15 protein-coding genes are annotated in these 21888 nt (G+C 44.1%); 11 read left to right on the forward strand and 4 right to left on the reverse strand.

Going from position 1 to position 21888, the window contains the following annotated elements; all coding sequences use genetic code 11:
* The first annotated feature begins 140 nt into the window (after nt 1-140).
* The gene (locus ACZZZI_RS11995; protein ID WP_463489543.1) at nt 141-1550 is read left to right on the forward strand and encodes a glycoside hydrolase family 30 protein; all 1410 of its coding nucleotides are present in this window, start codon (nt 141-143) and stop codon (nt 1548-1550) included.
* A 2-nt stretch (nt 1551-1552) separates the two neighbouring features.
* Complete coding sequence (locus ACZZZI_RS12000) at nt 1553-3124, forward strand: carboxylesterase/lipase family protein (RefSeq protein ID WP_463489544.1); 1572 nt, start codon at nt 1553-1555, stop codon at nt 3122-3124.
* Nucleotides 3125-4691: 1567 nt separating this feature from the next.
* Here the strand turns inward: ACZZZI_RS12000 and ACZZZI_RS12005 are convergent.
* The gene (locus ACZZZI_RS12005) at nt 4692-5405 is read right to left on the reverse strand and encodes a class I SAM-dependent methyltransferase (RefSeq protein WP_463489545.1); all 714 of its coding nucleotides are present in this window, start codon (nt 5403-5405) and stop codon (nt 4692-4694) included.
* Nucleotides 5406-5854: 449 nt separating this feature from the next.
* Between ACZZZI_RS12005 and ACZZZI_RS12010 the strand changes: the two genes are divergently transcribed.
* The 6 genes from ACZZZI_RS12010 to ACZZZI_RS12035 all read left to right on the forward strand — a co-directional run bounded on the left by ACZZZI_RS12010 (nt 5855) and on the right by ACZZZI_RS12035 (nt 13136).
* A complete protein-coding gene (locus tag ACZZZI_RS12010) occupies nt 5855-7018 on the forward strand; it encodes a helix-turn-helix domain-containing protein (RefSeq protein WP_463489546.1) in 1164 nt (387 codons plus the stop codon).
* 57 nt (nt 7019-7075) lie between these two features.
* Nucleotides 7076-9337: a TonB-dependent receptor domain-containing protein gene (locus tag ACZZZI_RS12015; RefSeq protein ID WP_463489547.1), complete on the forward strand. Its 2262-nt coding sequence runs from the start codon at nt 7076-7078 to the stop codon at nt 9335-9337.
* A gap of 882 nt (nt 9338-10219) precedes the next feature.
* On the forward strand, nt 10220-10807 hold the full coding sequence (locus tag ACZZZI_RS12020; RefSeq protein WP_463489548.1) for a GNAT family N-acetyltransferase: 588 nt from the start codon (nt 10220-10222) through the stop codon (nt 10805-10807).
* A gap of 37 nt (nt 10808-10844) precedes the next feature.
* On the forward strand, nt 10845-11252 hold the full coding sequence (locus tag ACZZZI_RS12025; protein ID WP_463489549.1) for a hypothetical protein: 408 nt from the start codon (nt 10845-10847) through the stop codon (nt 11250-11252).
* Nucleotides 11249-11731, forward strand: coding sequence for a LuxR C-terminal-related transcriptional regulator (locus tag ACZZZI_RS12030; protein ID WP_463489550.1), 483 nt, complete (start codon nt 11249-11251; stop codon nt 11729-11731). Before ACZZZI_RS12025 ends, ACZZZI_RS12030 begins: the two co-directional genes overlap by 4 nt.
* A 199-nt stretch (nt 11732-11930) precedes the next feature.
* The gene (locus ACZZZI_RS12035) at nt 11931-13136 is read left to right on the forward strand and encodes an aminotransferase class V-fold PLP-dependent enzyme (protein WP_463489551.1); all 1206 of its coding nucleotides are present in this window, start codon (nt 11931-11933) and stop codon (nt 13134-13136) included.
* Between the two features lie 49 nt (nt 13137-13185).
* Here the strand turns inward: ACZZZI_RS12035 and ACZZZI_RS12040 are convergent, their stop codons facing one another.
* Together ACZZZI_RS12040 and ACZZZI_RS12045 are read right to left on the reverse strand one after the other, a co-directional pair.
* Complete coding sequence (locus tag ACZZZI_RS12040; protein WP_463489552.1) at nt 13186-14304, reverse strand: FRG domain-containing protein; 1119 nt, start codon at nt 14302-14304, stop codon at nt 13186-13188.
* Entirely contained in the window at nt 14304-14903 is a 600-nt protein-coding gene (locus ACZZZI_RS12045) for a hypothetical protein (protein ID WP_463489553.1), read from the reverse strand. The genes ACZZZI_RS12040 and ACZZZI_RS12045 overlap by 1 nt, the downstream gene beginning before the upstream one ends.
* A gap of 892 nt (nt 14904-15795) precedes the next feature.
* On the opposite strand from ACZZZI_RS12045, the gene ACZZZI_RS12050 reads away from it, so the two are divergent.
* The 3 genes from ACZZZI_RS12050 to ACZZZI_RS12060 all read left to right on the forward strand — a co-directional run bounded on the left by ACZZZI_RS12050 (nt 15796) and on the right by ACZZZI_RS12060 (nt 20427).
* The gene (locus ACZZZI_RS12050; RefSeq protein WP_463489554.1) at nt 15796-16500 is read left to right on the forward strand and encodes an SLATT domain-containing protein; all 705 of its coding nucleotides are present in this window, start codon (nt 15796-15798) and stop codon (nt 16498-16500) included.
* Nucleotides 16501-16769: 269 nt separating this feature from the next.
* Nucleotides 16770-19424, forward strand: a complete 2655-nt coding sequence (locus tag ACZZZI_RS12055) for an ATP-binding protein (protein ID WP_463489555.1) — start codon at nt 16770-16772, stop codon at nt 19422-19424.
* Nucleotides 19411-20427, forward strand: coding sequence for a hypothetical protein (locus tag ACZZZI_RS12060; RefSeq protein WP_463489556.1), 1017 nt, complete (start codon nt 19411-19413; stop codon nt 20425-20427). Before ACZZZI_RS12055 ends, ACZZZI_RS12060 begins: the two co-directional genes overlap by 14 nt.
* A 551-nt stretch (nt 20428-20978) precedes the next feature.
* On the opposite strand, the gene ACZZZI_RS12065 is transcribed toward ACZZZI_RS12060, so the two are convergent.
* A complete protein-coding gene (locus ACZZZI_RS12065; protein ID WP_463489557.1) occupies nt 20979-21809 on the reverse strand; it encodes a metallophosphoesterase in 831 nt (276 codons plus the stop codon).
* Nucleotides 21810-21888: the final 79 nt, after the last annotated feature.

Consider the following 21888-nt stretch of genomic DNA (forward strand, 5'->3'; position numbering starts at 1 on the left):
TCGTTTTTATAACGACTAAGGAGGATTAGGATTTGTTGGTCAAATTGGTGGTCATCAATTCAAAACATTATAAATTGTTAAAATCCTATTAAAAAAGGGATAACCTGGAGCTTAACTTTGTGTAAACCAAGTATACCTTTATGCCCAGATACCTCCAGTCCATTTATGCATTCAAGCATGCGTTCATTCTAGTTTTGTTACTCAATACTTTTCCTTTTTTGCTCCAGGCACAACTGAAGGTGGAAGGTTGGGAGACCAGCAATGATAAAACGATGCTTTTATCAAAAATGACCAGTCTCGAGGCAAGAAATGGGCAAACAGAAATCATTAACATCAACGCCGAAAAAAAATATCAATCTGTTGACGGGTTTGGTTTTGCGCTGACAGGTGGCAGTGCGCAACACCTCATTCGCATGTCCGCTCCGCAAAGGAAGAGGATTCTCAGTGAACTTTTTGGAAATGGACCGGGCCAGGTCGGGATTAGTTATCTCCGGGTGAGCATCGGGGCATCTGATCTGAATGAATATGTCTTTTCTTACGATGACCTCAAAGCAGGGGAAACTGATGCAGAGTTAAAGCATTTTTCCTTGTCACAGGATGAAAAAGATGTGGTGCCTGTTTTAAAGGAAATTTTAGCGATATCCCCACGAATAAAAATTATGGGTTCCCCATGGTCCGCCCCGGTGTGGATGAAGTCAAACCAGAATGTTCAGGGTGGCAGATTAATGGATAAATATTATAGCACTTATGCCAGTTACTTTGTGAAATACATCCAGGCCATGAAAAGCCATGGAATTGCCATTGACGCGGTGACCATTCAGAATGAACCTTTCAATGATGGTAATACACCCAGCATGCAGTTTTTGGCCAAAGAAGCGCTTCGTTTTATTCGCGATCATCTCGGACCCGCCTTTAAACGAGAAGGTATAAAAACTAAAATTGTTCTGTACGACCACAATTGTGATGCCCCGGAATATCCCATTTCGATCTTGGCAGACAGAGAAGCAGCAAGCTACATTGATGGTTCAGGATTTCATTTATATGCCGGTCAGACTTCTGCGATGGGCAAAGTACATGATGCCTTCCCCGATAAAAACATATATTTTACTGAAATGATGGCTGTAAGCAAGGATGGTGGTTTCAATACCGCTTATCCTGTTGGAAGGATCCTCATCGGTGCTTTACGGAACTGGAGTAAAAATGTGATTCTTTGGAACCTCGCTGCGGATCCTAAATATAACCCGCATACAGACAATGGCGGCTGTTCAATATGTCAGGGAGCGGTAACCATAGATGGAGATAAAGTTGAGCGGAACCTGGCCTATTATGTCATTGCGCATGCATCCAAATTTATTCCCTTTGGATCATCAAGAATTGAAAGCACTCTTACCACAAAGGTTAGCAATGTAGCCTTTTTAACCCCGGAGGGAAAACGGGTGCTTATCGTCTCTAATAATTCGACTGAACCACAAACGATCAAAGTCGTTGAGGGAGATCAGACTTTTTCTTACACTATAAATAAAGGGTCTTCCACGACCCATATCTGGTGATTATGATTAAAATAAAAAAATATACTACGCTGTTGTTTCTATTATTTTCATTGAGCCACGCTTTCGCTCAGACTAAAATTGCAAAAGATGAAACTTTGGTCACGCTTAAGGAAGGGAAAATCAGGGGCGCTATTTTGTCCAGCTCTGTGGTAGCTTTCAAGGGTCTTGCTTACGCTGAAGCCCCCATTGGTGAGCTCAGATGGCATTCACCAGTCCCTAAAAAGAAGTGGAATGGAATAAAAAACGCGATGGCTTTCGGATCCAGGTCTCCTCAGCGCAACAGTTATGATGACATGGTATTTAGAAGCGCCGAAGAAAGTGAAGATTGCCTGTATCTTAATATCTGGAAACCTCAGATAAAAGATGGTAAGTCCTTGCCAGTAGTGGTCTATTTTCATGGAGGAGGGTTTTCCAGTGGGGATGGTTCAGAGCCGAGGTATGATGGAGAAAGCATGGCCAGCAAAGGGGTTATTTTTATCACTATAAATTACAGGTTAAGTGTTTTTGGATTCTTAGCGCATGCTAGCCTGTCCAAAGAAAGTAAACAGAGAAGTTCTGGTAACTATGGATTGCAGGATCAGAATGAAGCGCTGCGATGGGTGAAGCGCAATATTTCCGCTTTTGGGGGAAATCCAGGTCAAATCACCATTGCTGGGGAATCCGCGGGTTCTATGTCGGTTTCTGCCCAGATGTGTTCTCCACTTTCAAAAGGACTTTTTCATGGGGCTATAGGGCAAAGCGGGTCAGTGTTAGGATTCGAACCACCTGTGAGCTTAGCAAATGCGGAGAAGATAGGGGAGGAATTCGCTAAAGCTTGCGGAGCAAATAGCATTGATGAGTTGCGAAAAATTCCCACTAAAGAGCTTTTAAAGCGCTCAAAAGATTACTGGTTTCCCCTAACGGTAGACGGTTACTTTTTCGTAGAACAACCACTTAATACCTACAGTTACGGTCGCCAGATGGATGTGCCACTCCTGGCTGGATGGAACACTGCAGAGCGAAGTATGAATAGTGTTCTTTCCAATCAGAAACCTACGCTTGAAAATTATAAGGCCGGAGTTGAAAAGCTCTTTACTTCCAAAAGCAGAGAAATATTGGCACTGTATCCGGCAACTGCAGATGAACAGGTCGCGCAGTTAGCAACTGACCTTGCTAGCGATCGCTTTATTTCCTATTCTACATGGAAATGGATTGATGTGCATAGTAAAACAAACGGGTTTCCAGTTTATCGATATCTGTTCTCTAGAAAACGTCCAACTTTTATCGGACAGGGATCATACAATACCGACGTCATGGGCGCGGTACATGCTTCGGATATTGAGTACGCCCTTGGGAATCTAAAACTAAATAAGAGTTATAAATGGGAAAGTGAGGATTTTGAAACTTCAAAAGTCTTTCAGTCTTACCTGGTGAACTTTATAAAGAGTGGTAATCCAAATGGAGACGGTCTTCCAAGGTGGTTTGGCCTTCAAAGCAGCATTCCTAAAGTTATGATTATTGATAATCAAAGTAAATCTAAACCTGAAAAGAACGGTAAAAGGTATATGCAGCTTGATGGAATACTGAATCCATAGTTTACTTCTTTTGTAATGCCTTTAATTTGTTTTTCATCGAGTGCTAATCCAATCTTGGACAAACCAATTAATTTTTAGTATTTATTTTTGTGATATTTTTAGTATTCATTGTTGTGTTTATTTCCGTATTTGTTGTTGTTTTGCTTTTCGTGCTTTTCGTTATGTTCGTTTTTATGTTTGTTGCTGTGCTTGTTTTACGATCTGTATTCGTATTATCCTTTGTCAAATTGGATAAACTAGAGCATATTGACCCCGTCTTACCGGAAATAAATTTGCTGTAAAGTTTTGCTTTTCTGTATTTTGGACAATTGGCAGAAAGGGGTCAAATTAATTGGTTTATGCACTTACCTGGTAAACTTTATAAAAAGTGGTAATCCAAATGGAGACGGTCTTCCCAGGTGTTTTGGCCTTCAAAGCAGTATTCCCAAAGTTATGATTATTGATAATGGAAGTAAATCTAAACCTGAAAAGAACGGCAAAAGGTACATGCAACTCGATGGAATACTGAATCCTTAGGTTAATTCTTTTGTAATGCCTTTAATTTGTATGTCATTGAGTGGTAATCCAATCTTGGACAAACCGATTAATTTGAACCCGTTGCAACAATTTTAAATTATTTGTAAGCTCACTAATAAATAGAGTGTTATGAAGAAAATATTTTTGGTGTAACGTGCTTAATCGCAGTCGGTTTAGCCATACAAGGCCTTATTGTTCCATTTTTTTTTAAAACCTGGACACATCATTAAAATGCTACGCATGTCCAAAATTTTGGTTTAAAAAACAAGAAAAGTTATACTATTAGAATCCTAATTATTGATTTTTTAAACCTCTAGATAAAAATTATTTCCCTAGCGTTAGCAAAATAAAAACTATTGCACTAATAACCGTCTGAATTTAGGAAATAAAAATATTTAGCTATCAAATTCAAGACTAAATTTCCATGAAACCGAAGATAGCTTTTTTTTAAACTGCTCAATATTTTCAACCAGATCTTGAAAACTAGTTTGATTTTGTTCGTAGATCATTTCGCTTCGCATCTTGTTATAGTCGGCTTCCCACGCTTGATGAAATCAGCATGCGGAATAGGATCTAATGTTAGTGGATTATGCTTGTTATAATCTAGGCCACCAATTTTGGCATATTCATATCGATGGGCGACAATCGTCTCATATAAATTTTGGTCTTCAATAGCAGATAGAGTTTTATCATTTTGTGATAGATGATAAACATCATACATGTGACGACTTAATCGGTCGACACGGACTTTTGCCGTTGCGAGTGATCAAGACCCTAGGATAATTGAAATTCACTATCCAAATATTATCGAAACGCCAGGATATATGCTTCCAAGAGTTTCATGTTTTTTGTCACAAATATTGTCGATATCTGTGACAGAAAAACAACCGTAAGCAACATTAAGAATAACATCTGAAATAGAATCATACTTATCAACAATACGATTAAGTTGTTGATTATATATGACCTAAACCAAATTAAAGCGCGACAAATTCGTTGAAATCATGATCTTGTCAGCTAAATAAAAATATTAGATTAAAGAGGATTTCAATTAATTGACTGTTTTCTCAAAAAGCAAGAAGTGCTGCAGCGGCAAAAATGTGCCGTTTTTGACTAGTTTAAAACCGTTGGCCGCTAGTTCTTTTTTCGCTTGTTTTACACTCATCTTATGTTCAGCTTTGATGGCTACTGCCGGATCCTCCTCTTTATACTCCAGTAGCAGAAGCCTGCCCCCTGGTTTAAGTGCCATGCTTAAAGCAGCCAGATAGGCTACAGGGTGTGATAACTCGTGGTAAACATCCACCATAAAAGCCAAGTCGATGGAAGCAGGGGGTAAGTTAGGAGATTTTTCTGTGCCCTTGATTACTTCAACGTTCGCTAATTTATCCTCAAGAGCTTTTTTCTTAAGATAGGCAATGGCGTCATTTTGAATCTCCACCGCATAGACTTTGCCTTTTGGGATGCGCTGGGCAACCCGGAAGGTGTAAAACCCTGAGCCCGCACCGATGTCGGCCACTACACTATTATTTTTTATCGGCAGGGAAGCTACGGCCAATATGGTGTTTTCTTCTTGCGTTCTGCTGTTGCGTTCCAGCCAATCTACACCCTCAAAGCTCATGACGTGGGCAATTTCTCTACCCAGGTAAACCTTCCCAGTACCATTTGCAGATGGCTTTTTAAAAGTGTAGGATGATTCATCCTGGGCGAATGCAGTATGGAACGAGATGAAAAAGCAAAAGGGAAGTATAAGCTGAGATATTTTCATAACGATGTGGTTTATAGGAGAAACGAAAAGCAGCCCGCAAAAGTTTCGGTAGTTGGTGTTTTAATGCGTGGAAAGACTAATTCTTAAAAGCTTCATTGAGAGAAGGTCGTGATTCTGTTAGAATGAACAACTAATCATCTTCAATCAAGGAGGGGTTGAGCTGAGAAATGCTTAAAATAAATATTCAAATAAATTATTGCAGCACCCAAAGAATTTCTGTCCCCGCATAATACGGCTATTCGGTTTTATGTAGGCTCGCTGCACATTACTGATGCGCTTGCCCCCCCTAAGGCGGGGAGAAATACAAACTATTGAATCTGCCTGATTATCTTATATCTCAGATCGAGAATTACCTAGCGCGGTTCAAAACAGATATCTAGAGTAGCATTGCGATGTGTCAGATTATGTTTTGACACTTATTTCAAGCCCGGAAATCTTTATCTTCGGGTATGCTTTTTGAATTTGGGCTGCGAAGTTCGCTGTTATTGATCTTTTTTACCCACCTGTGTGTATATGCCTTCCTTTTTTTGAAGCGAGGGATAACGCAGGAACGACTTGCGGACCGGCTACTGGGAACTTTTTGTTTCTTGTCGGCATTGTTTATCTTTCCCTGGATGTCCGGGTTTGCTGGCTGGTATGATACCCAACCCTACAGGGAATTTCTTTTTTACACCCCCTTTATTAATGCGCTGTTTTTTGGCCCATTGCTCTATTTTTATTTAAAGAGCCTGACCAATGCCCATTACAGATTAACGCGTAAAGACTGGCTGCATTTCCTCCCTGGTTCGTTATATCTACTCTGGTGCTTACTTGTGGTAATCACAGATAAGTTGCTTATTGGAAATTATTACCTGATGAACGGCAAAACCGACCCGGACTTTGACGCTTGGTACGGCTGGACATGGGGATTAAGTATTTTGATCTACCTTGTCCTGGCTATACGTTATCACCGCCAGTATCTTATATTTTCTGATTTTGAGTTTTCATTTGCAGATGCCGCCAGCTTCAAATGGTTGCGCAACTTTCTATATGCCTTCGCTCTATTAACAATATTGCTCCTTTCAGAACACATCTTATCAGCTTTCATCGAACTTTTCTATGTCCGCGCCTGGTATTATTTCTTCGCCTTTGCACTTATCACCTATTATATGGCCATCAGCGCCTACAGCGCGAAACCTATCATTAAACTCAATTTCGAACCTCGTCTGCTCACCTCTTACACCCAACCTCTGCAACCCGTGGCCGGAAAGATTATCCTTCCCCCCGAGGATCAGTCCTGGATGGAAGGATGGAAAGTAAAAGTCGATGAGCTGATGACTGCTCAGAAAATTTACCTCGAACCTGAATTGACCTTGACTGATCTGGCTAAAAAGATCGGCACCAATGCATCTTTACTGAGCAAGGTCATTAACGGCGTTTATGGAAAAAACTTTAATGATTATGTGAATGAGTTCAGGGTAAAAGAAGCGATCCGGCTGTTGAAAACTCCCCCTTATCAGAACTTTAATCTTTTGGCAGTTGCTTACGATGCTGGTTTTAACTCAAAATCCACTTTCAACCGCGCCTTTAAAAAGGTGACCGGAAAAAGCCCCAAGGATCATATGGTGAATTAGTTGGCTCAAATCATGTTCTGAAGCGATGGGGGCAGGGTATAACTTCACTTTTGAGCCATGAAAATATTACTACTTATTGTTATCTGTTTGAGTGGGCTGAATGCGTTAGCTCAGGTGAATGGTAAAGTCACCGATGAAAAAGGAAAGGCTTTACCCGGTACAGTTGTTCGTTTGTATACAAGTACCCAGCTCAGCAAAACAATTTTAACCGACACCGCAGGTTACTTCAGTGCTAACCTACCTGGATTGGATCAACTTATTATTACCGCACTCGGCTACAAACCTGATACTGTATTCACCACTCAGCGGGCATTGGGGACGATACTCCTGCAACCAGAGGTCAGTCAGCTCAAGGAAGTCAATATTCAGGGCAGGCAGTCCATGATCCGGCAGGAAACTGACAGGAGCATAATCAGTGTAAACGAAAGCGTAAAGAAACTTGCAGCTAACGGGCTGGAAATTGTAGGGCTAGTGCCGGGCATTACCATCAGCGATAACGAGGATGCGATCCTGATGAGCGGAAAATCCCAGGTACAGATCATGATCAATGATAAGGTAGTTAAAATGACCGCGCGCGATTTGGCCAAAATGCTCAAGGCAATGCCAACGGGTAATATTAAACAGGTAGAATTCCTCAGTAATCCGCCCGCTAAATACGAGGTGAACGGAAATACAGGTATCATCAATATCAAAACTGCAGGTCTGGTAAAAGGAGTCACTGGCAACCTTGATCTGAGTACTTCTCAGGGGGTGAATAACTGGGCTGACCTTTCAGGGCTTGTTAATTACGGTGCAGGGAAACTTGCCGTGAGCGGTTACGCCGCCTGGCACAGGGGCGGCTACCTGAGTGAGAATGTTAAAGAAAGGCAATTAAATCCTGGCATACTAAATCAGCAAACCGGTAACTTGGACACATGGAGCGATCCTGTTTTCCGCATTGCTCTGGATTACGGAATTAACAGCAAGAGCACTTTCAGCGGTATCATTGAACGGGAGGCCAGTACCAATATCAGCAGCTATGATACCTATTCCCGGCAAGGGGCTAACAGCTATCAGACAAATAGTCAAAATCCCAATACCCGTCACTGGAATACTTACAACCTAAATTACCGTTATAGTGATACATTGGGAACAGAATTGACTCTAGATCTTGACCGTGCTGATTTTCGCAAGGAAAGCCAGATCACTTTATTGACCACCGGCGAGGTAGCCACTGGTTATCTAACACAGACCGGAATCAGCATTAGCACGCTAAAAGCGGATTATACGCACAGCTGGAAAAATAAACTCAAAGCAGAGGCTGGTTTAAAAATCGCTGGTGTAGAAACGGATAATAACCAGAATACGAATCAGTTTCATTACAGCGAGCAGATCCGAGCCGCTTACGGTAGTTTATCCGGATCTTACCCCCGCTGGGGCTGGCAAATGGGTTTAAGGGTGGAACAAACTGATGCCAAAGGTAAAACCAGCCAAGTGACCAAACCCGATACCAGCTATTTAAATTTACTGCCTTCACTCTACTTAAACTGGAAGCCGAGTGCAAAACATCATTTCCGGCTATCTTTGAGCCGCCGGATTATCCGGCCGGATTATAGTGACCTGCAACCATTCGTTTACCTGCTAGACCCGCTGAACCGGCAAACTGGTAACCCAGGCTTGAGGGTGCAGCGTAATAGTCAGGTGGAGTTATCTTATACTTTTAATGACCGAATTACGCTTACATGCACGTACAGTAGGGCGGATGATTACTTTAGTATCCTTTACTTTCAGTCCGGCAATATTTTAACGGAGATGCCGGGTAATGCAGGAAAGATGCAAACGATTAACTTTGACCTCAATTACCCCATGACGGTAAGTAAGTGGTGGAATATGCTGAACAAGGTTAATGCCGGTAATGATCATTTCCGCGGCGCTATATTCCAAGGTCAATTGGATCAGGATAAATGGCGGTTCCAATTTTCGACCAGCCAGCGCTTTGCACTGCCGGGTAAATACCAGCTGCAAATCAGTGGACGCTATACCTCAGCTTCCCAAAACCTGATCTATTACCAGCTGAGCAGCGCTAATGTCAGCGCCAGCGCCAGCCGTAGACTTTTTAAAGAACAGGCATCATTGCGTGTTGGGATTAGTGATATTTTTAAGACGCAGCGAAATTATACCCGCGTGAATTTTGGTAGCCTGAATTATACCGACTTTGGAACTTTTGAGAGCCGCAGGGTTTCTATGAGTTTTAGCTGGCGTTTTGGCAATACTAAGGTGAGGCAAACCCAGGATCGAGACCGCGGTGATGCTGACGAAAAAGGGCGAAGTGGTAGCTAGCGCCTACTTAAAGGGTCGAGATTTAATATTGAGTTTCAACACCTGCAGGGTATTATTTCCCAGTAGCCATCTTTAATGATAAAATTCGTTTCAGGGTCTTTCATTTGAATAATGTCGCGGGGCGTTCTTTGATAGGGGATATTTGGGATGGTGCCATGTTAAATACAGATTTCCTGGTCGAATGCATTGATGTGTTTTAACACGGTAAGGCTCTAGGAAATGCAGAAGTAAATTTATTGGAAACATATCTAAAAGCTCAGTGCTTATGCTTACCAGCTCTAATTTATTGATTACTCTAATATAAATTTGGTCTTAAGCGGCTGTCACCTTGATAACCTTCCAGAGTACAATGGTCCTTAACCCGCTGGGGTCCGAACAACGTCATAAAATGTGCGTTTAATCAATATTAAATGGGTTTTAGGTTAGATAATCACCTAATGACTCACCGCTTTTATGTCCCTTTTTTACTGCAAATACTTTAGCATAAAAGTAGTTTTTATTTTTGAATTTTGAAGCAATATTTTAAAATTCATCTAAAAAAGATTTCTGCGATTTTTTGAGATTAAGTAGCTAAAAATTCATTTTTCTATAAATGCCAACGTTCTCTGCTGCATATTTATTAAGTGTTGAACATTTGTGAGTGATTGATCTTCAAACGCTTCGAGCCCCATCATCCACCGCGAAGCGCTCGAGAAGACCATCGGACAGCTTATCGGCCTGGCCTTTGATCATGCCGGAAAACCCATCGGTTAAAGCTATTAAGGGCCTCCAGGGTATTTGTTTTTTGCAACCCGCCAGCCCCTCTGAACTGGTCACAAAGCCGGGGTGCCCTTAATATTTTTTTCCTTAGCAGATTTTATCTATCTTTTTAAATCTAAATTCATGAAAAACCTGACCTGCGAAAGCGAATACGGACAGCTGCGCGCTGCCTTGAGTGATGCCTTTGCCGAAAATAAAAGCGTTCGCCAGCTGACTGGAAACGGACCTCAGGCTGCCCGCAGGCGCGAGCGGCTGATGGAATATGCTATCCAGGAATGCAAGCGGTCCGGCAAAGTCCTGTCCGATGACAGCGGGCGCAGTTTTGTCCTGGTGCTCTTTCCCGACCGCAAGCGCACGAGCTTGTCTTCCCTGTTTCGAGACCTGAAACTCATTTTCCAGGTTACCGGACCTAAGCGAATGCTAAAAGCAATTTTTAAGGAGAAAACCATCGCAGGCTTGCACCAGGCGCATTTTGGCAGTACGCATCTTTATTATGTCTGGTTTATCGGTACTGAAACCTCATCGCAAGGCCAGGGGTACGGGACAACGCTCTTGCGTGAACTCCTTCTGGATGCTTCCACCCTCAACCGCCAGCTGGTACTGGAATCCTCGACGGAAACGAACCTCGCCTTTTACTGGAAAGCAGGCCTGGAATGTTATGAGACCCTGGACATCGGCTTTCCCCTGTACTGCTTCCGTTCGGAAGATTAAATTTTGTTGACCTTTTTAGCTTTTCTACTTCATGCTCGTGTTCAATTCCCAGATGCACCTGCTGACCTTTATATTCATTATCCTTGAATTTGGTATGCTTGTGTTTTACCAGTTGCCCCATTACCTTTCCCGGCCACAGGACCAGTCCCGCAGGTACTACCTGATTTTACTGATCTTGCTGCTGTTTTACAAAATCATTGGCGGGCTTTTTCCCGATCCACAAATCCCGTTGCCGATTACCGTTCAGAATATTATTGCGTGTGGCTCGGGCTTTCTGATGGCCTCGTATTTCCCCTTCTTTTTCTACAAAACCCTTAGCCTGGAAAAACTGCGCTTTCAGGCGCTGTACGGCGTACCGTTATTTTTGCTTCTGCCATACCTGGTCTTTTTGCCGGATTCTACCTTTTCACCGAAGATCTTAAAGCCACCATCAAATGGGATATGATCGTGCCCTTCTTTTATTCCATCTTCGTGCTCTGGGTCATCCGGCGAGCCATCCGCTATAAGTTCCGGGAGGAGGGACCCGATGGTCAGGTGGTCAGTAAATGGGAAGCCCTGCTCGTTTACGGCGCGGTATTGCCCTGGGTCTGCATGACCTTATTTTCTTACCTTCAGGTCAGCCAGTGGGTCGAAGTGCTGTTTACCAACGGCGGCTTTATCCTCAGCACCTCGGTATTTATGTCGCATTCCGTGCGGAAACAAAAACTCGCCTTCCAGAAACTCGAACAACTCTCCAGCACCAAACCCAGCGAACAACAATTTGAAGACAACCTGTTGCAATACGACTTCAGTACCAGAGAAACTGAAATCATCGGACTGCTCCGACAAGGAATGAATGAGCAAGACATTGCAGCCAAGCTTTTCATTGCCACCGCCACGGTCTCGCCATACGCAGAATATTTATTACAAAGCCCAGGTGAGTAGCAGGATAGAACTCCTGCATAAATTGGAAAGCAAGCCACTAGTGATTTAGTTACTAGATATTTCCGAATTTTATTTCGCTGCCGAGCCGAAAAACCGACCATTCGACCAAATACCACCTAAGCATTTTGAATTGATCAATTTTTCACGACCTTCAGCAACAAACTGTAGAAAAACGAAAAAACCGCTTATTTTAGCCCACATGAAACCACCACCAATCACAATAGATATCGAACTTATCCGCTCGCAGACCAGCGGATGCCAAACCTTAATCCATTTCAACAATGCTGGCGCCTCCCTGCCCGCTGATGTGGTAGTGGAAACGATGCTGGATTACTTGCGAGAAGAAGCGAAGCATGGCGGCTATGAGACCGAGGCTAAATACTCGGGGCAACTTAACGCCGTTTACGAAAAGGTCGCCAGTCTTATTGGTGCCCAAAGTGATGAAATTGCGCTTTTTGAGAATGCAAGTGCGGCCTGGGGAACTGCCTTCGGTGGCCTAAGCTTTCAACCAGGTGATGAGATACTGACCAGCGAGATGGAATACGTCACCAACCTTATTGGTCTGGTGGATGCACAGCGCAGCGAAAAAGTTTGTGTTCGGGTCATTCCAAATGATGCCCAGGGGAATTTTTCCATTACCGAACTTGAAAACGCCATTGGTCCAAGGACAAAGCTCATCATGGTTACCCATATATCATCCTCAGGCGGAAGCGTCCTACCTGTCGAAGCGATCGGTGAGATCGCTCAAAAAAACGGAATCCTTTATCTTGTGGACGCATGTCAGAGTGTTGGCCAAGTGCCCGTTGACGTAACAAAAATCAAATGCGACATGCTTTCCGCCACCGGCAGAAAATACCTGCGGGCACCCAGGGGCACAGGATTTCTATTCGTCAAGAAAACAGTTCAGGACCAAATCAAGCCAGTGTTAAAAGATTTTCTCGCTGCAGGTAATGTCTCTTTAGAGGGATATACTTTGAGGGCAGATGCCAGACGTTTTGAGTTATATGAAAAAAATCGGGCCCTTACCCTAGGCCTTGGTGCCGCGGTGGATTACGCGTTAGGCATTGGATTGGATAGAATTTGGGACCGCATACGGCAGTTGTCTGGAATCTTGCGCAAATCCATTTCTGAACAAAGCGACATCCATATCCATGACGAGGGCAGGCAGCTGTCCGGCATAGTCACATTTTCTGTAGACGGAGCAGACAGTACCGAACTCAAAAACTACCTGAACAGCCAGGGAATTAACCTTTCCATTGGTGGCGCGCAAGCAACCCCAGTCTACATGGACAAGGAGGGCTTAAGCAATATCCTGCGGGCATCCGTTCATTATTATAATACCGAAAGTGAAATATTCCGATTAACTGAAGCGATAAAATCCTTTGGTAGAGGTACTCCGGGATGACAAGCCTTTCTGCAAAATTGACTATCGAAGAAGCTTGTGGCACAAACCGCTAAAAATGCAGTTCATGTAAACGATAGATCCTTTCAAATGCCCTTTTTGCCTCGCCCATTAAGTCCCCACTTTCGATGACATCTAAAAAGAAATTGAGCATCAAGTCCTTATCCCGATCGGGAAAAAGCGAACGGTGATAGCTTGGTTCGAACTCGCCGAGTATCGAACTATCCAGGCGGATGGCAGCGATCAAATGTTCTGCAATTTGGTTTTTTGCGCAGCCCCATCCCGTGTGACAAAACCAGGCGTCCTGCCGATCTGGTCGGCCATTGTCAATAAACTTAGCCTTGATGGCTTTATGCGAAAATACCTGATCCTTTGGACATCCGAAAATGAAAAGGGTTGAATGATCAAAATCGGTTAGCGGAGCAACAGTGGTCATTCCATTCTTAGTCGACATCTGATGAGATGCAAACCAGCTGGCCACTTTAAGGTCTTTGGTCAGATCCAGACCGATGCTGGGCAAACCATAATGTTGTGCGATACCCAGGGCAATAAACATAAATTTTGGTGAACCTTTGATCGCCATAATATCCCTGCAATAATCCTGATATTGGTGAGGCATTAAGATAGGTTTTAAATCGAACCTGATGTCGTCCAACATCATTCCCGTGTAGCTGATCCAGAGGTTATAAATGAAAAAATCATTGAAGTTGAGCCTGGCAAAGCTCGGATAAAAGGACGGCTCTATGGGATCTTCTTCGCCGAAGAGTATGGTTTTTTCCACCTTTGTCCTTTCAATCGTGTGGATTTTGCCTTGTCCCCTGAGTAGAATCTCCTGGTCGGGGTAGCGCACCTTTAGCGAATCCACAAAAGGTTGGATGTGCCTGTAGTCCTCAAATCGGTAAACTGGAATTTTCCTCATGGGCACCCGTAAATAATCGATTATCTTTTCTGGAAAATCCCGGAGATAATTAGGCATCGATCTGGAATCACCATAACTGCCACCACTATGGACAATTCGCCCGTAATTTTCATCCAAAAAAGGAGGCTCACCGGCTAATCCATCCATAGATGGATAGCGCGCATACTGGCTGAACTCGAAGCCAATCGGATTGATATTATAATATCCCGGATATTTCAGCCGGTCGTCGTCTAGTTTTATTGGTGTAAGCATTAGGATAATTTTAAAGGAATTCCAAGGTTTTCAGCTAAAAAGGCTAGGATAAAATAAGAATATGGTGTGGGTACCTTTGAATTTAGAAACAAACTGCCAAGCGCCTCCTGCCTGGATGCTGTTAGGCTTTTCATTTCGATTATACGCTCAAAGTAATCAAGTTGCTTGGTGAGCTCCGCATGAAACTGCGAGAAAGGTGACCATATCAGTTCCACCGCCAGTTTAGAACAGAAAATTTCGAAATAGCCCTCTTCTTCGTTGATTCTCACCTTCGCTTGCCTGAGCTCATCTACAAAAATATTCCGAAAGCGCTCAAAAGTTCCCTTATCCAGTTTCGAACAGTAAATATCTTCTGCCTCCGAAATAATGGTCATGCTAGCCATCAGCTTTTCCAATAAATGATGGTAATTAAACGCCCGAAGCTGGCTGAAAACTTGACCGTCACAAGGCAGCAATATCGCGTGAAGCAACCCTGGCTGCACTTTCTGGTCGATCACTTCCTTAAACAACGGCTCAGCATCTATAAAATCGCTAAGACTAAGCCTGGAATTAAAATGTTTGGAAAAATCCTGAAATAGCGCAGCTGAATCTTGAATCATAATTACATATTTGATTAACTCAAAAGCGATATTAAATAAAATGAATTGAAAATCGACTACGAAACTTCAAATTTCTAACTAACACTCCATCCACCTTCAATCACCCTTATCGTGAGATTGCTAGTTAATCGATAGTTATTTCTGTTCCGAAACACGCTTCAGCCTGAAGTATTCCTTTTTACGCTCAAGAAGCGAACCAGACAAAAAAAGCCAAAAAATAAAAAAGCGGCACATCAGCATCTCTCCACTACATCATCACCGACAAAAAGTAAACCCCAAGCGCTACACTCATCGCTGAACTCAGCTTATCAAGCCCACCAAAATCCTGGAAGACCGTCACATCAAAGCCAGTTCCAACACCCCAAAAAAACAATCAATTCATCAAAACCACACCGGCCTCCCCAAAGCCAATAAGAAAAAGAAAACTAACAAATCACCCCAATAGAAACCGTAGACACCAAATCGCTCCATCGGGCAAAGCCGATAGGCCACAAGGCGGGCAGGCAAACCAAGGCTCATCAGCAAGCCATTAAAAACCAAACACTCCTGAAATAAATAATTATCACCCACGAAGCTAGCATCAAAGATGATTACCTCTTGCAACCTATCGCTATTCCCGAGCCGCCCTTTAAAAATTAATTTCTTAATAAAAGCCCCTAGCGCAGTTCCGAAGTCCGCGCTACCTCAAAATATCCCATAGCTGCTGCGCATTTATATACTCAAAACAAAGTACTTACGGTTTCCCATAGCCATCCTATCGGGATATTTTATAAATTCGTCTGTTCTCAGCTGACATCATGCCCCAAATCTAGCGCTAAAAAGGTCTTTAAGCACCTTTTCAGCCATAAAGGCAAACAACAGTTGGCAACATAAAAAATAAATTAACGAGAAAATGCTCCAAACACTCTTCAACCATTGGAAAAAATGCCAACGTGCCAGGCGCATCAAAAGATACCGCAACGCCCTTCCGCCGTACCTCCTCAAAGAATTCGAAACTGAACTCAACTACAAGCTCTGGAGTACCAAAGGTGCCCGATTTGCCGCCAGCCACCGGAGTGAAATCCTCCAACGCCTTTCCGGACAGTGCGTTGGCTACCTTTCGGCCTACCTGATCATTGTTGGCCTGGTCAATGTCTATGGCCTGAATTTCTGGCTCATCACCTTAAGCGATGCCCAGGTCAACTTCGCCTCGGTTTCCCTCTCGGTACTCATCCTGCTCTTCAGCCAGCTGGAAAGTGCCGAAAACTTCGTGCTCAAATCACACCGGTTTCACGACTGCGCGCTCGAAATCGCAGAACTCTACAACCAGCTCCGCTATGCCAAGACCTACGAAAACGACAACCCGGAAAAAAAACAGATCTTAAAAGAGATCAGCGACAAGTACGATAAGATCCTCAAACGCTACGAAAACCATAAGGCCATCGACTATGAGCGGTTCCAATTGACCAAACCCGACTATTTCCGGCTTGGCCAGCGTAGCAGGCTATGGATCGGTATGAAATATTACTGGCAGGTCAGACTCAAATACCACCTGCTCATGTATAGTCCACTGGTACTTTTCCTACTGGTAAACCTCAAGAAATTGCTGGTAGGCTAAAGGTAAAACGTGGATAAGTTTTTCAGCCCATTTGAAATTTTCCAACTATCTTGTATCATCTAATTTTTCGCTTTCCCAGCTCATCGCCAGGGAAAGAAATTTATACTATATGAAGATCTCTCACCTAAAAACCAATAACTTCTGGCGAGTTAAATCACTCAGCGCGGACCTGTCTGGCAGTAATGCCAGCATGGGCAAGGATCTCCTTCGATCAGCACAGCCCCTAAATCCTTCCCTGAAAATACCAAAGCATAAAAAGACTCATCAGGATGGATAAATGGTATGACGTATACGCAGATCTGGCCAAGGCCGTGCACAACTTCCGACAAGACAGCCAGGAGTTTGGGATGGTGCTCTATTCCATCTGCGCCAAGAACAAGCAGTTCCTCGAGCTTAATCCCTGGTTTAAGGTAGAAGAATATGGTAAAAGAGATGAAAGCCTGGATCCCATCGTGCTATTTGCCTCCTTCAACGACAGCTTCTTGAAAGGAGAAAGCAAACTGCGCCGGTTAAACTGCGTGTTGCAACTTTTTGGAATGCAGGGCTACACCAAGATCGACTTTACCGGTTGCCCAACACCAGTCACCATCAAGATGATTTCTGGACGCCCAAAATTACATCAGCAGGAGATATGGGAATTCTTTGGTCGCATCATGCACCAAGGGCAGGATGGATTGTTCGAAATTGACAACGAACGCTTTCAATCCTGGTATGGGGTCAGCTTAATCTCGGTCAGCATTTTTCTATTTTGGATATCCCCAAGAAATTTCCTGCCCCTTGATAAATACACCACCGACTTTCTTCGCACACGCCAAAATCTAAAAATCCCCAGAAACATTTCCGCTTATAAGGCACTACTCACGGAAAGGGATACTGAGACTTATATCGAAATGGCGAGGACATCCTTTCAGCGGAACCCCAAAAACAACACCCCGTTTCAGGCTGCGCTCCAAGCAGGGCAGGAGCAGAGCCCTGAGCTCGATTTTGCCCAGCCACCGGCACGCGAATCGGAAAATATCCTGTCCGGCCAGGGTTTTAGGCTTGTGGGAATAAAACTTCTAGACGGCCTTGCTGAGCAGCACCTTAACAGTCTGCAGAAAAACGTCTTTTACCGTTTTTATCAGGCCTATAGCCAGCAGGAAAATGAACAGATTCGCTATGATGCTTCCAAGGAATTCGACCATTATGACCTCGATGGCCTACAGATCAACATATCAGCCATCGTCGGCGCCAATGGCTCGGGAAAAAGCAGCCTGGTCCAGCTCGCCCTGGCCGGGATCAACAACTTCTGTTTATACCAAATGGACCCCAGCCAGGCGCTCGAAAGCGTACATGGATTGGATCTACAGATATATTTCCACAGCGACCAGCTGTACCGCATCGATCTGAAAGATAATACGGCCGATATCTTAAGCTACCGGCAGGAGGGCGATCAATTTGTTCATCCTGAAAAGGTCGAAGCATTCAACTTCGAGCGTTTCTATTTCAACATGCTGATCAATTACTCCATTTACGGATTTAGTGGCAAGTCTTTGAACAAATGGCTCAAACCGATTTTCAATCAGCAGGAATACTACCGGATACCCCTGTCGATTTCCCCGCAAAGGGTTGCAGGCAATATCGACATCAACCATCAAGAGTACCTGCTTTCCCAGCGATTGCTTGCCAATATTCTGGAGCCGGTGAGCCCATTGGCCCTGGAAAACGATCAACTCAACCTCAGAATGGTCGCACCAGGCAAACTCGCCACCGAGCTCACCTTTCAGCTCAACCAAAACAAACTGCAAAATATCAGGACCAAGCTCCGCGCAGCGACAGGAATCGACTGGAGCGCCATACTTCGCAGCTGTTATCAAACCTTCGGTATCGGCAATGATGCTCCGGCTGTGGATCTGCTGCTGATGAACTCCTACCGCGACCAGTGCAACCTTTACCTGTTAAACAAATTGCTCGACCTTGCCACCAGGCATCCCGATTATCAGGCCTTCCTTTCGGCGGGTGAATTCGTTTCCTTAGAGACCTACCTCGCTTTACTCAACCGCGATAGGAGCCATTCGACCCTCAAGTTGAGACAGGCCATCAACGCCCTGTATTATGGTGATCTTTTTGGGCTCGAGGAAGTTCGAAAAGGAAGGGCGGTACTGCCCATTGGCGAGGCCGCTGCTAGACTGACCAATGTCCTGAGCCGTACCGATTCATCTGAACATCCGACCCTGATCGAACTGCTGCCACCATCTTTCGTGCAGGCGGAGATCGTACTCGGACAAAGCGGAAATTTATCGGCCTTAAGCTCTGGGGAAAAGCAGCGGATCAACGTACTGAGCGCACTCGGTTATGAGCTGCGGAACATCAGCGCAATGATCGAACAGACAAATGCCACCGGTTACGCCCATGTGAATGTTTTCATGGACGAAATCGAGCTCTATTTTCACCCGGAAATGCAGCGGACCTTTATTAGGGCAATGCTTGACTACCTTTCCAGGCTCCCGCTAGCCAACCTGCTGAGCATCAACTTCTGTTTCATCACCCATTCCCCGTTCATCCTCTCGGATATCCCCTCGGAAAATATCCTGTCCTTGCCTTATCGCCCGGACCATCCTGCTATCAGGACCTTTGGGGCCAATATCCATTACCTGCTTGCCGACCAGTTCTTCCTCGAAAATGGATTCATGGGCGACATGGCCCACAAAATCATCACCGAGCTTTCCGAGCAGCTTACCGACGATGACTACCAGCTCGACGATGTCCGCAGGGCATCCGCACTCAGCCTCATCGCCAAGATCGGAGAGCCCTTGATCCAGGACAGCCTGATGCAACTGCTCGGGCAGAAGATCGCCAAAGTACGCAAGAACAGCAATACCGGGAGCACCATGGCCGACTTTTTAAGGGAACAGCTAAAAAAATACGAAGATGAGGCGAATTAAGGACAATGCGCAACTGCGCAAGCTCATCGAGGCATTTTATGTGGATACCTTCAGGCGACGAGACCCTGCCCAGTTCATTTTGCCCCTAGCAAGACTTGCCGCACTCAAATCAAGACATCGAACCGATACCTTGGCCAAGCCCGCACGCCGCAAAAAATACATCGAATACATCGAGGCGAACTACGAGCGCATCCTCACCGCAGACGTGGCGACGATGAAAAGGCTTATCCTGGAATGCGCCGAAATCCTTCCAACCGAATCCATCTCCAAGGAATTTGCCAAGGAAGTGAAGGAAGCCATGGGCTATGAGGACATGCGCGATCTAGAGTTTCCCTACTTTTTTTCTCAACTCGGCATCAGAACCTGCATGTACTGCCATTCGCAGCTCACCCTGACCATTATCAAGGACTACTATGTGCGCAACCATGGCGTCAATAAAATTGGGGACGTCAAGACCAGAAAGGCCATACTTGAGCTCGATCACAAATATCCGGCCTCAAAATACCCTTTTCTGTCCACCTCGCTGTACAACCTGTTGCCGGTCTGCGGTAACTGCAACAAGACCAAGCACAACAAGACCATCGACCTTGAATTCTTCACCGCAGGGGAAAAACTGGATATTTTCAGTTTCTCCATAGAGCCGCAAAGCTTGATCGATTATGAGCTCAGTAAGGATAGAGAAGTGCTAAAGGTCCTTTTTACCCATCTTGAAGGTGACACCGCATTGGAAAAGAAATACAATGACCTTTTTGACGTTAAGGAAATCTACAATATGCAGCAGGATATCCTTGAAGAACTGCTGCTCAAAAAACAGATCTACAACAAGCCCTACGTCCAGGCACTCGCAGAGCGTTTTGATAAACTTTTTCCTGACCAGCTTAGCATTGACCGTTTAGTCATCGGAACTTTTACCGATGCAGAGCAGGTGCACAAGCGCCCCATGGCCAAGTTTATTCAGGATATTGCCATAGATATCGGGCTATTACCGAAAAAGCCAAAATGATCAAGTAAGACCACCGCAGTTAAAAGCTCAACTGCCCACTTCACGCAAAAGTCTCCAACTTTGTTCCTCCCAGTTTTTTCCAGAACTCCTGAATGCTCTAAATTTTCAATCCTAAGGTGTCCAATCCTCAATCAGCCAACCAAGCGAATCACTGATTTGTCCAGACCGACACAGCGATGCAGGTGACGAAAAACAATACTAACCAGTAAAGGATTCACTATCCACCTGGCAAGCCCGACAGAAACCAAGTCCGCGCTATAAGATGTTTACTCGCCAGACACCGTAAAGACTACGCTTCCCATCGGGCGAAGCCGATAAGCCAATGGGCGGGAAGGACAAAGCTGAAAAAGGTGCCTGTGGCCTGGCTGATGCCAACCTAAAAGTCTTGACCGGGCAACTCGGCAGCAAGCGCCCGATCAAAATCAAGAAAACACACCAACTTAGCAAAGGGTGCTTGCTCAACTGGTGAAAAGGATTCATTTTGATGTGGTTTATCAAACCAGAAAAAGCTAGGCTAAAGCATATGCCTTAATTCGAGGTTACTCACGCCTTTAATCTTCGCTGGCCGCTTCCAATTTCGCCAAGTTCTGTTTTATGCTTTCGTTTTCCGGAAAACGCCCGGCAAGCTGCGCCAATTTTTTGTAGTACTCACCCTTGAGCAGGCCATTATTTTCCTGCTCATTCAAATAACCATGTGGATTACAGATAATTTCAGTCTTACCAATAGTATATCTGGTAGGCGTGTGGATATGGCCATGAATCCAATATAAGGGCTGATGCTCCAAAATCACATCTTCAAGGTTCGAAGCATAGGCAGCAGACAAGGCATGATCTCTATCAAGCTCGGGTATCGACTTCACGCTAGGAGCATGATGGGTAATTACCACATTCTTAAAGCCGCTAGATTCTTTGAGACTTTTTTGTAGCCAAGATTTTGATTTTTGGTGAATCCGGTAAGTATCTATTGATCTTAATTTTGAATATGCTGGATCAACGCGTATCTGTGCATAATCGTTCATTCTAGTCTGGCAAATAATGCCAGACTCCACAGGATTTCCAAATAAGCTAAAGTCTGTCCACAAAGTTGCACCGTGAAATCTTATCCCCTCGAATTCAACCATATTATTCTCGAGAACATTTATATTTGAGTTTTTGGATGCCTCAATTATCTTGTTGAGTGTCTTCGGATATGATCCTTTATAATATTCATGGTTTCCCAATACGTATATCACTGGTCTAGCGGGAATATTTTTCTTAACCCATTCTATCCCTTTTGTCCCCAAGTTTGTATCACCAGCCAGGATAACGAGATCAGCATTGCTAAAATCCAAATCTGATAACCCAAATTCTTGATGCAAATCACTAATTATCTTTATTCTCATTTCTTAATTGATATGTAGCACACCGATAAGGTTTACTATACTATAAATACCCGTATTTTCTTCTAATTTGGTCAAGGTA

This window comes from Pedobacter sp. AC190 (assembly GCF_979258025.1).

What these genes read in the sequence shown, in the direction of transcription:
- ACZZZI_RS12015 (WP_463489547.1), top strand. Translation starts at nt 7,076, where the DNA reads ATGAAAATATTACTACTTATTGTTATCTGTTTGAGTGGGCTGAATGCG.
- ACZZZI_RS12030 (WP_463489550.1), top strand. Translation starts at nt 11,249, where the DNA reads ATGATCGTGCCCTTCTTTTATTCCATCTTCGTGCTCTGGGTCATCCGG.
- ACZZZI_RS12050 (WP_463489554.1), top strand. Translation starts at nt 15,796, where the DNA reads ATGCTCCAAACACTCTTCAACCATTGGAAAAAATGCCAACGTGCCAGG.
- ACZZZI_RS12000 (WP_463489544.1), top strand. Translation starts at nt 1,553, where the DNA reads ATGATTAAAATAAAAAAATATACTACGCTGTTGTTTCTATTATTTTCA.
- ACZZZI_RS12010 (WP_463489546.1), top strand. Translation starts at nt 5,855, where the DNA reads ATGCTTTTTGAATTTGGGCTGCGAAGTTCGCTGTTATTGATCTTTTTT.
- ACZZZI_RS12055 (WP_463489555.1), top strand. Translation starts at nt 16,770, where the DNA reads ATGGATAAATGGTATGACGTATACGCAGATCTGGCCAAGGCCGTGCAC.
- ACZZZI_RS12020 (WP_463489548.1), top strand. Translation starts at nt 10,220, where the DNA reads ATGAAAAACCTGACCTGCGAAAGCGAATACGGACAGCTGCGCGCTGCC.
- ACZZZI_RS12065 (WP_463489557.1), bottom strand. Translation starts at nt 21,809, where the DNA reads ATGAGAATAAAGATAATTAGTGATTTGCATCAAGAATTTGGGTTATCA.
- ACZZZI_RS12045 (WP_463489553.1), bottom strand. Translation starts at nt 14,903, where the DNA reads ATGATTCAAGATTCAGCTGCGCTATTTCAGGATTTTTCCAAACATTTT.
- ACZZZI_RS12035 (WP_463489551.1), top strand. Translation starts at nt 11,931, where the DNA reads ATGAAACCACCACCAATCACAATAGATATCGAACTTATCCGCTCGCAG.
- ACZZZI_RS12005 (WP_463489545.1), bottom strand. Translation starts at nt 5,405, where the DNA reads ATGAAAATATCTCAGCTTATACTTCCCTTTTGCTTTTTCATCTCGTTC.
- ACZZZI_RS12060 (WP_463489556.1), top strand. Translation starts at nt 19,411, where the DNA reads ATGAGGCGAATTAAGGACAATGCGCAACTGCGCAAGCTCATCGAGGCA.
- ACZZZI_RS11995 (WP_463489543.1), top strand. Translation starts at nt 141, where the DNA reads ATGCCCAGATACCTCCAGTCCATTTATGCATTCAAGCATGCGTTCATT.
- ACZZZI_RS12040 (WP_463489552.1), bottom strand. Translation starts at nt 14,304, where the DNA reads ATGCTTACACCAATAAAACTAGACGACGACCGGCTGAAATATCCGGGA.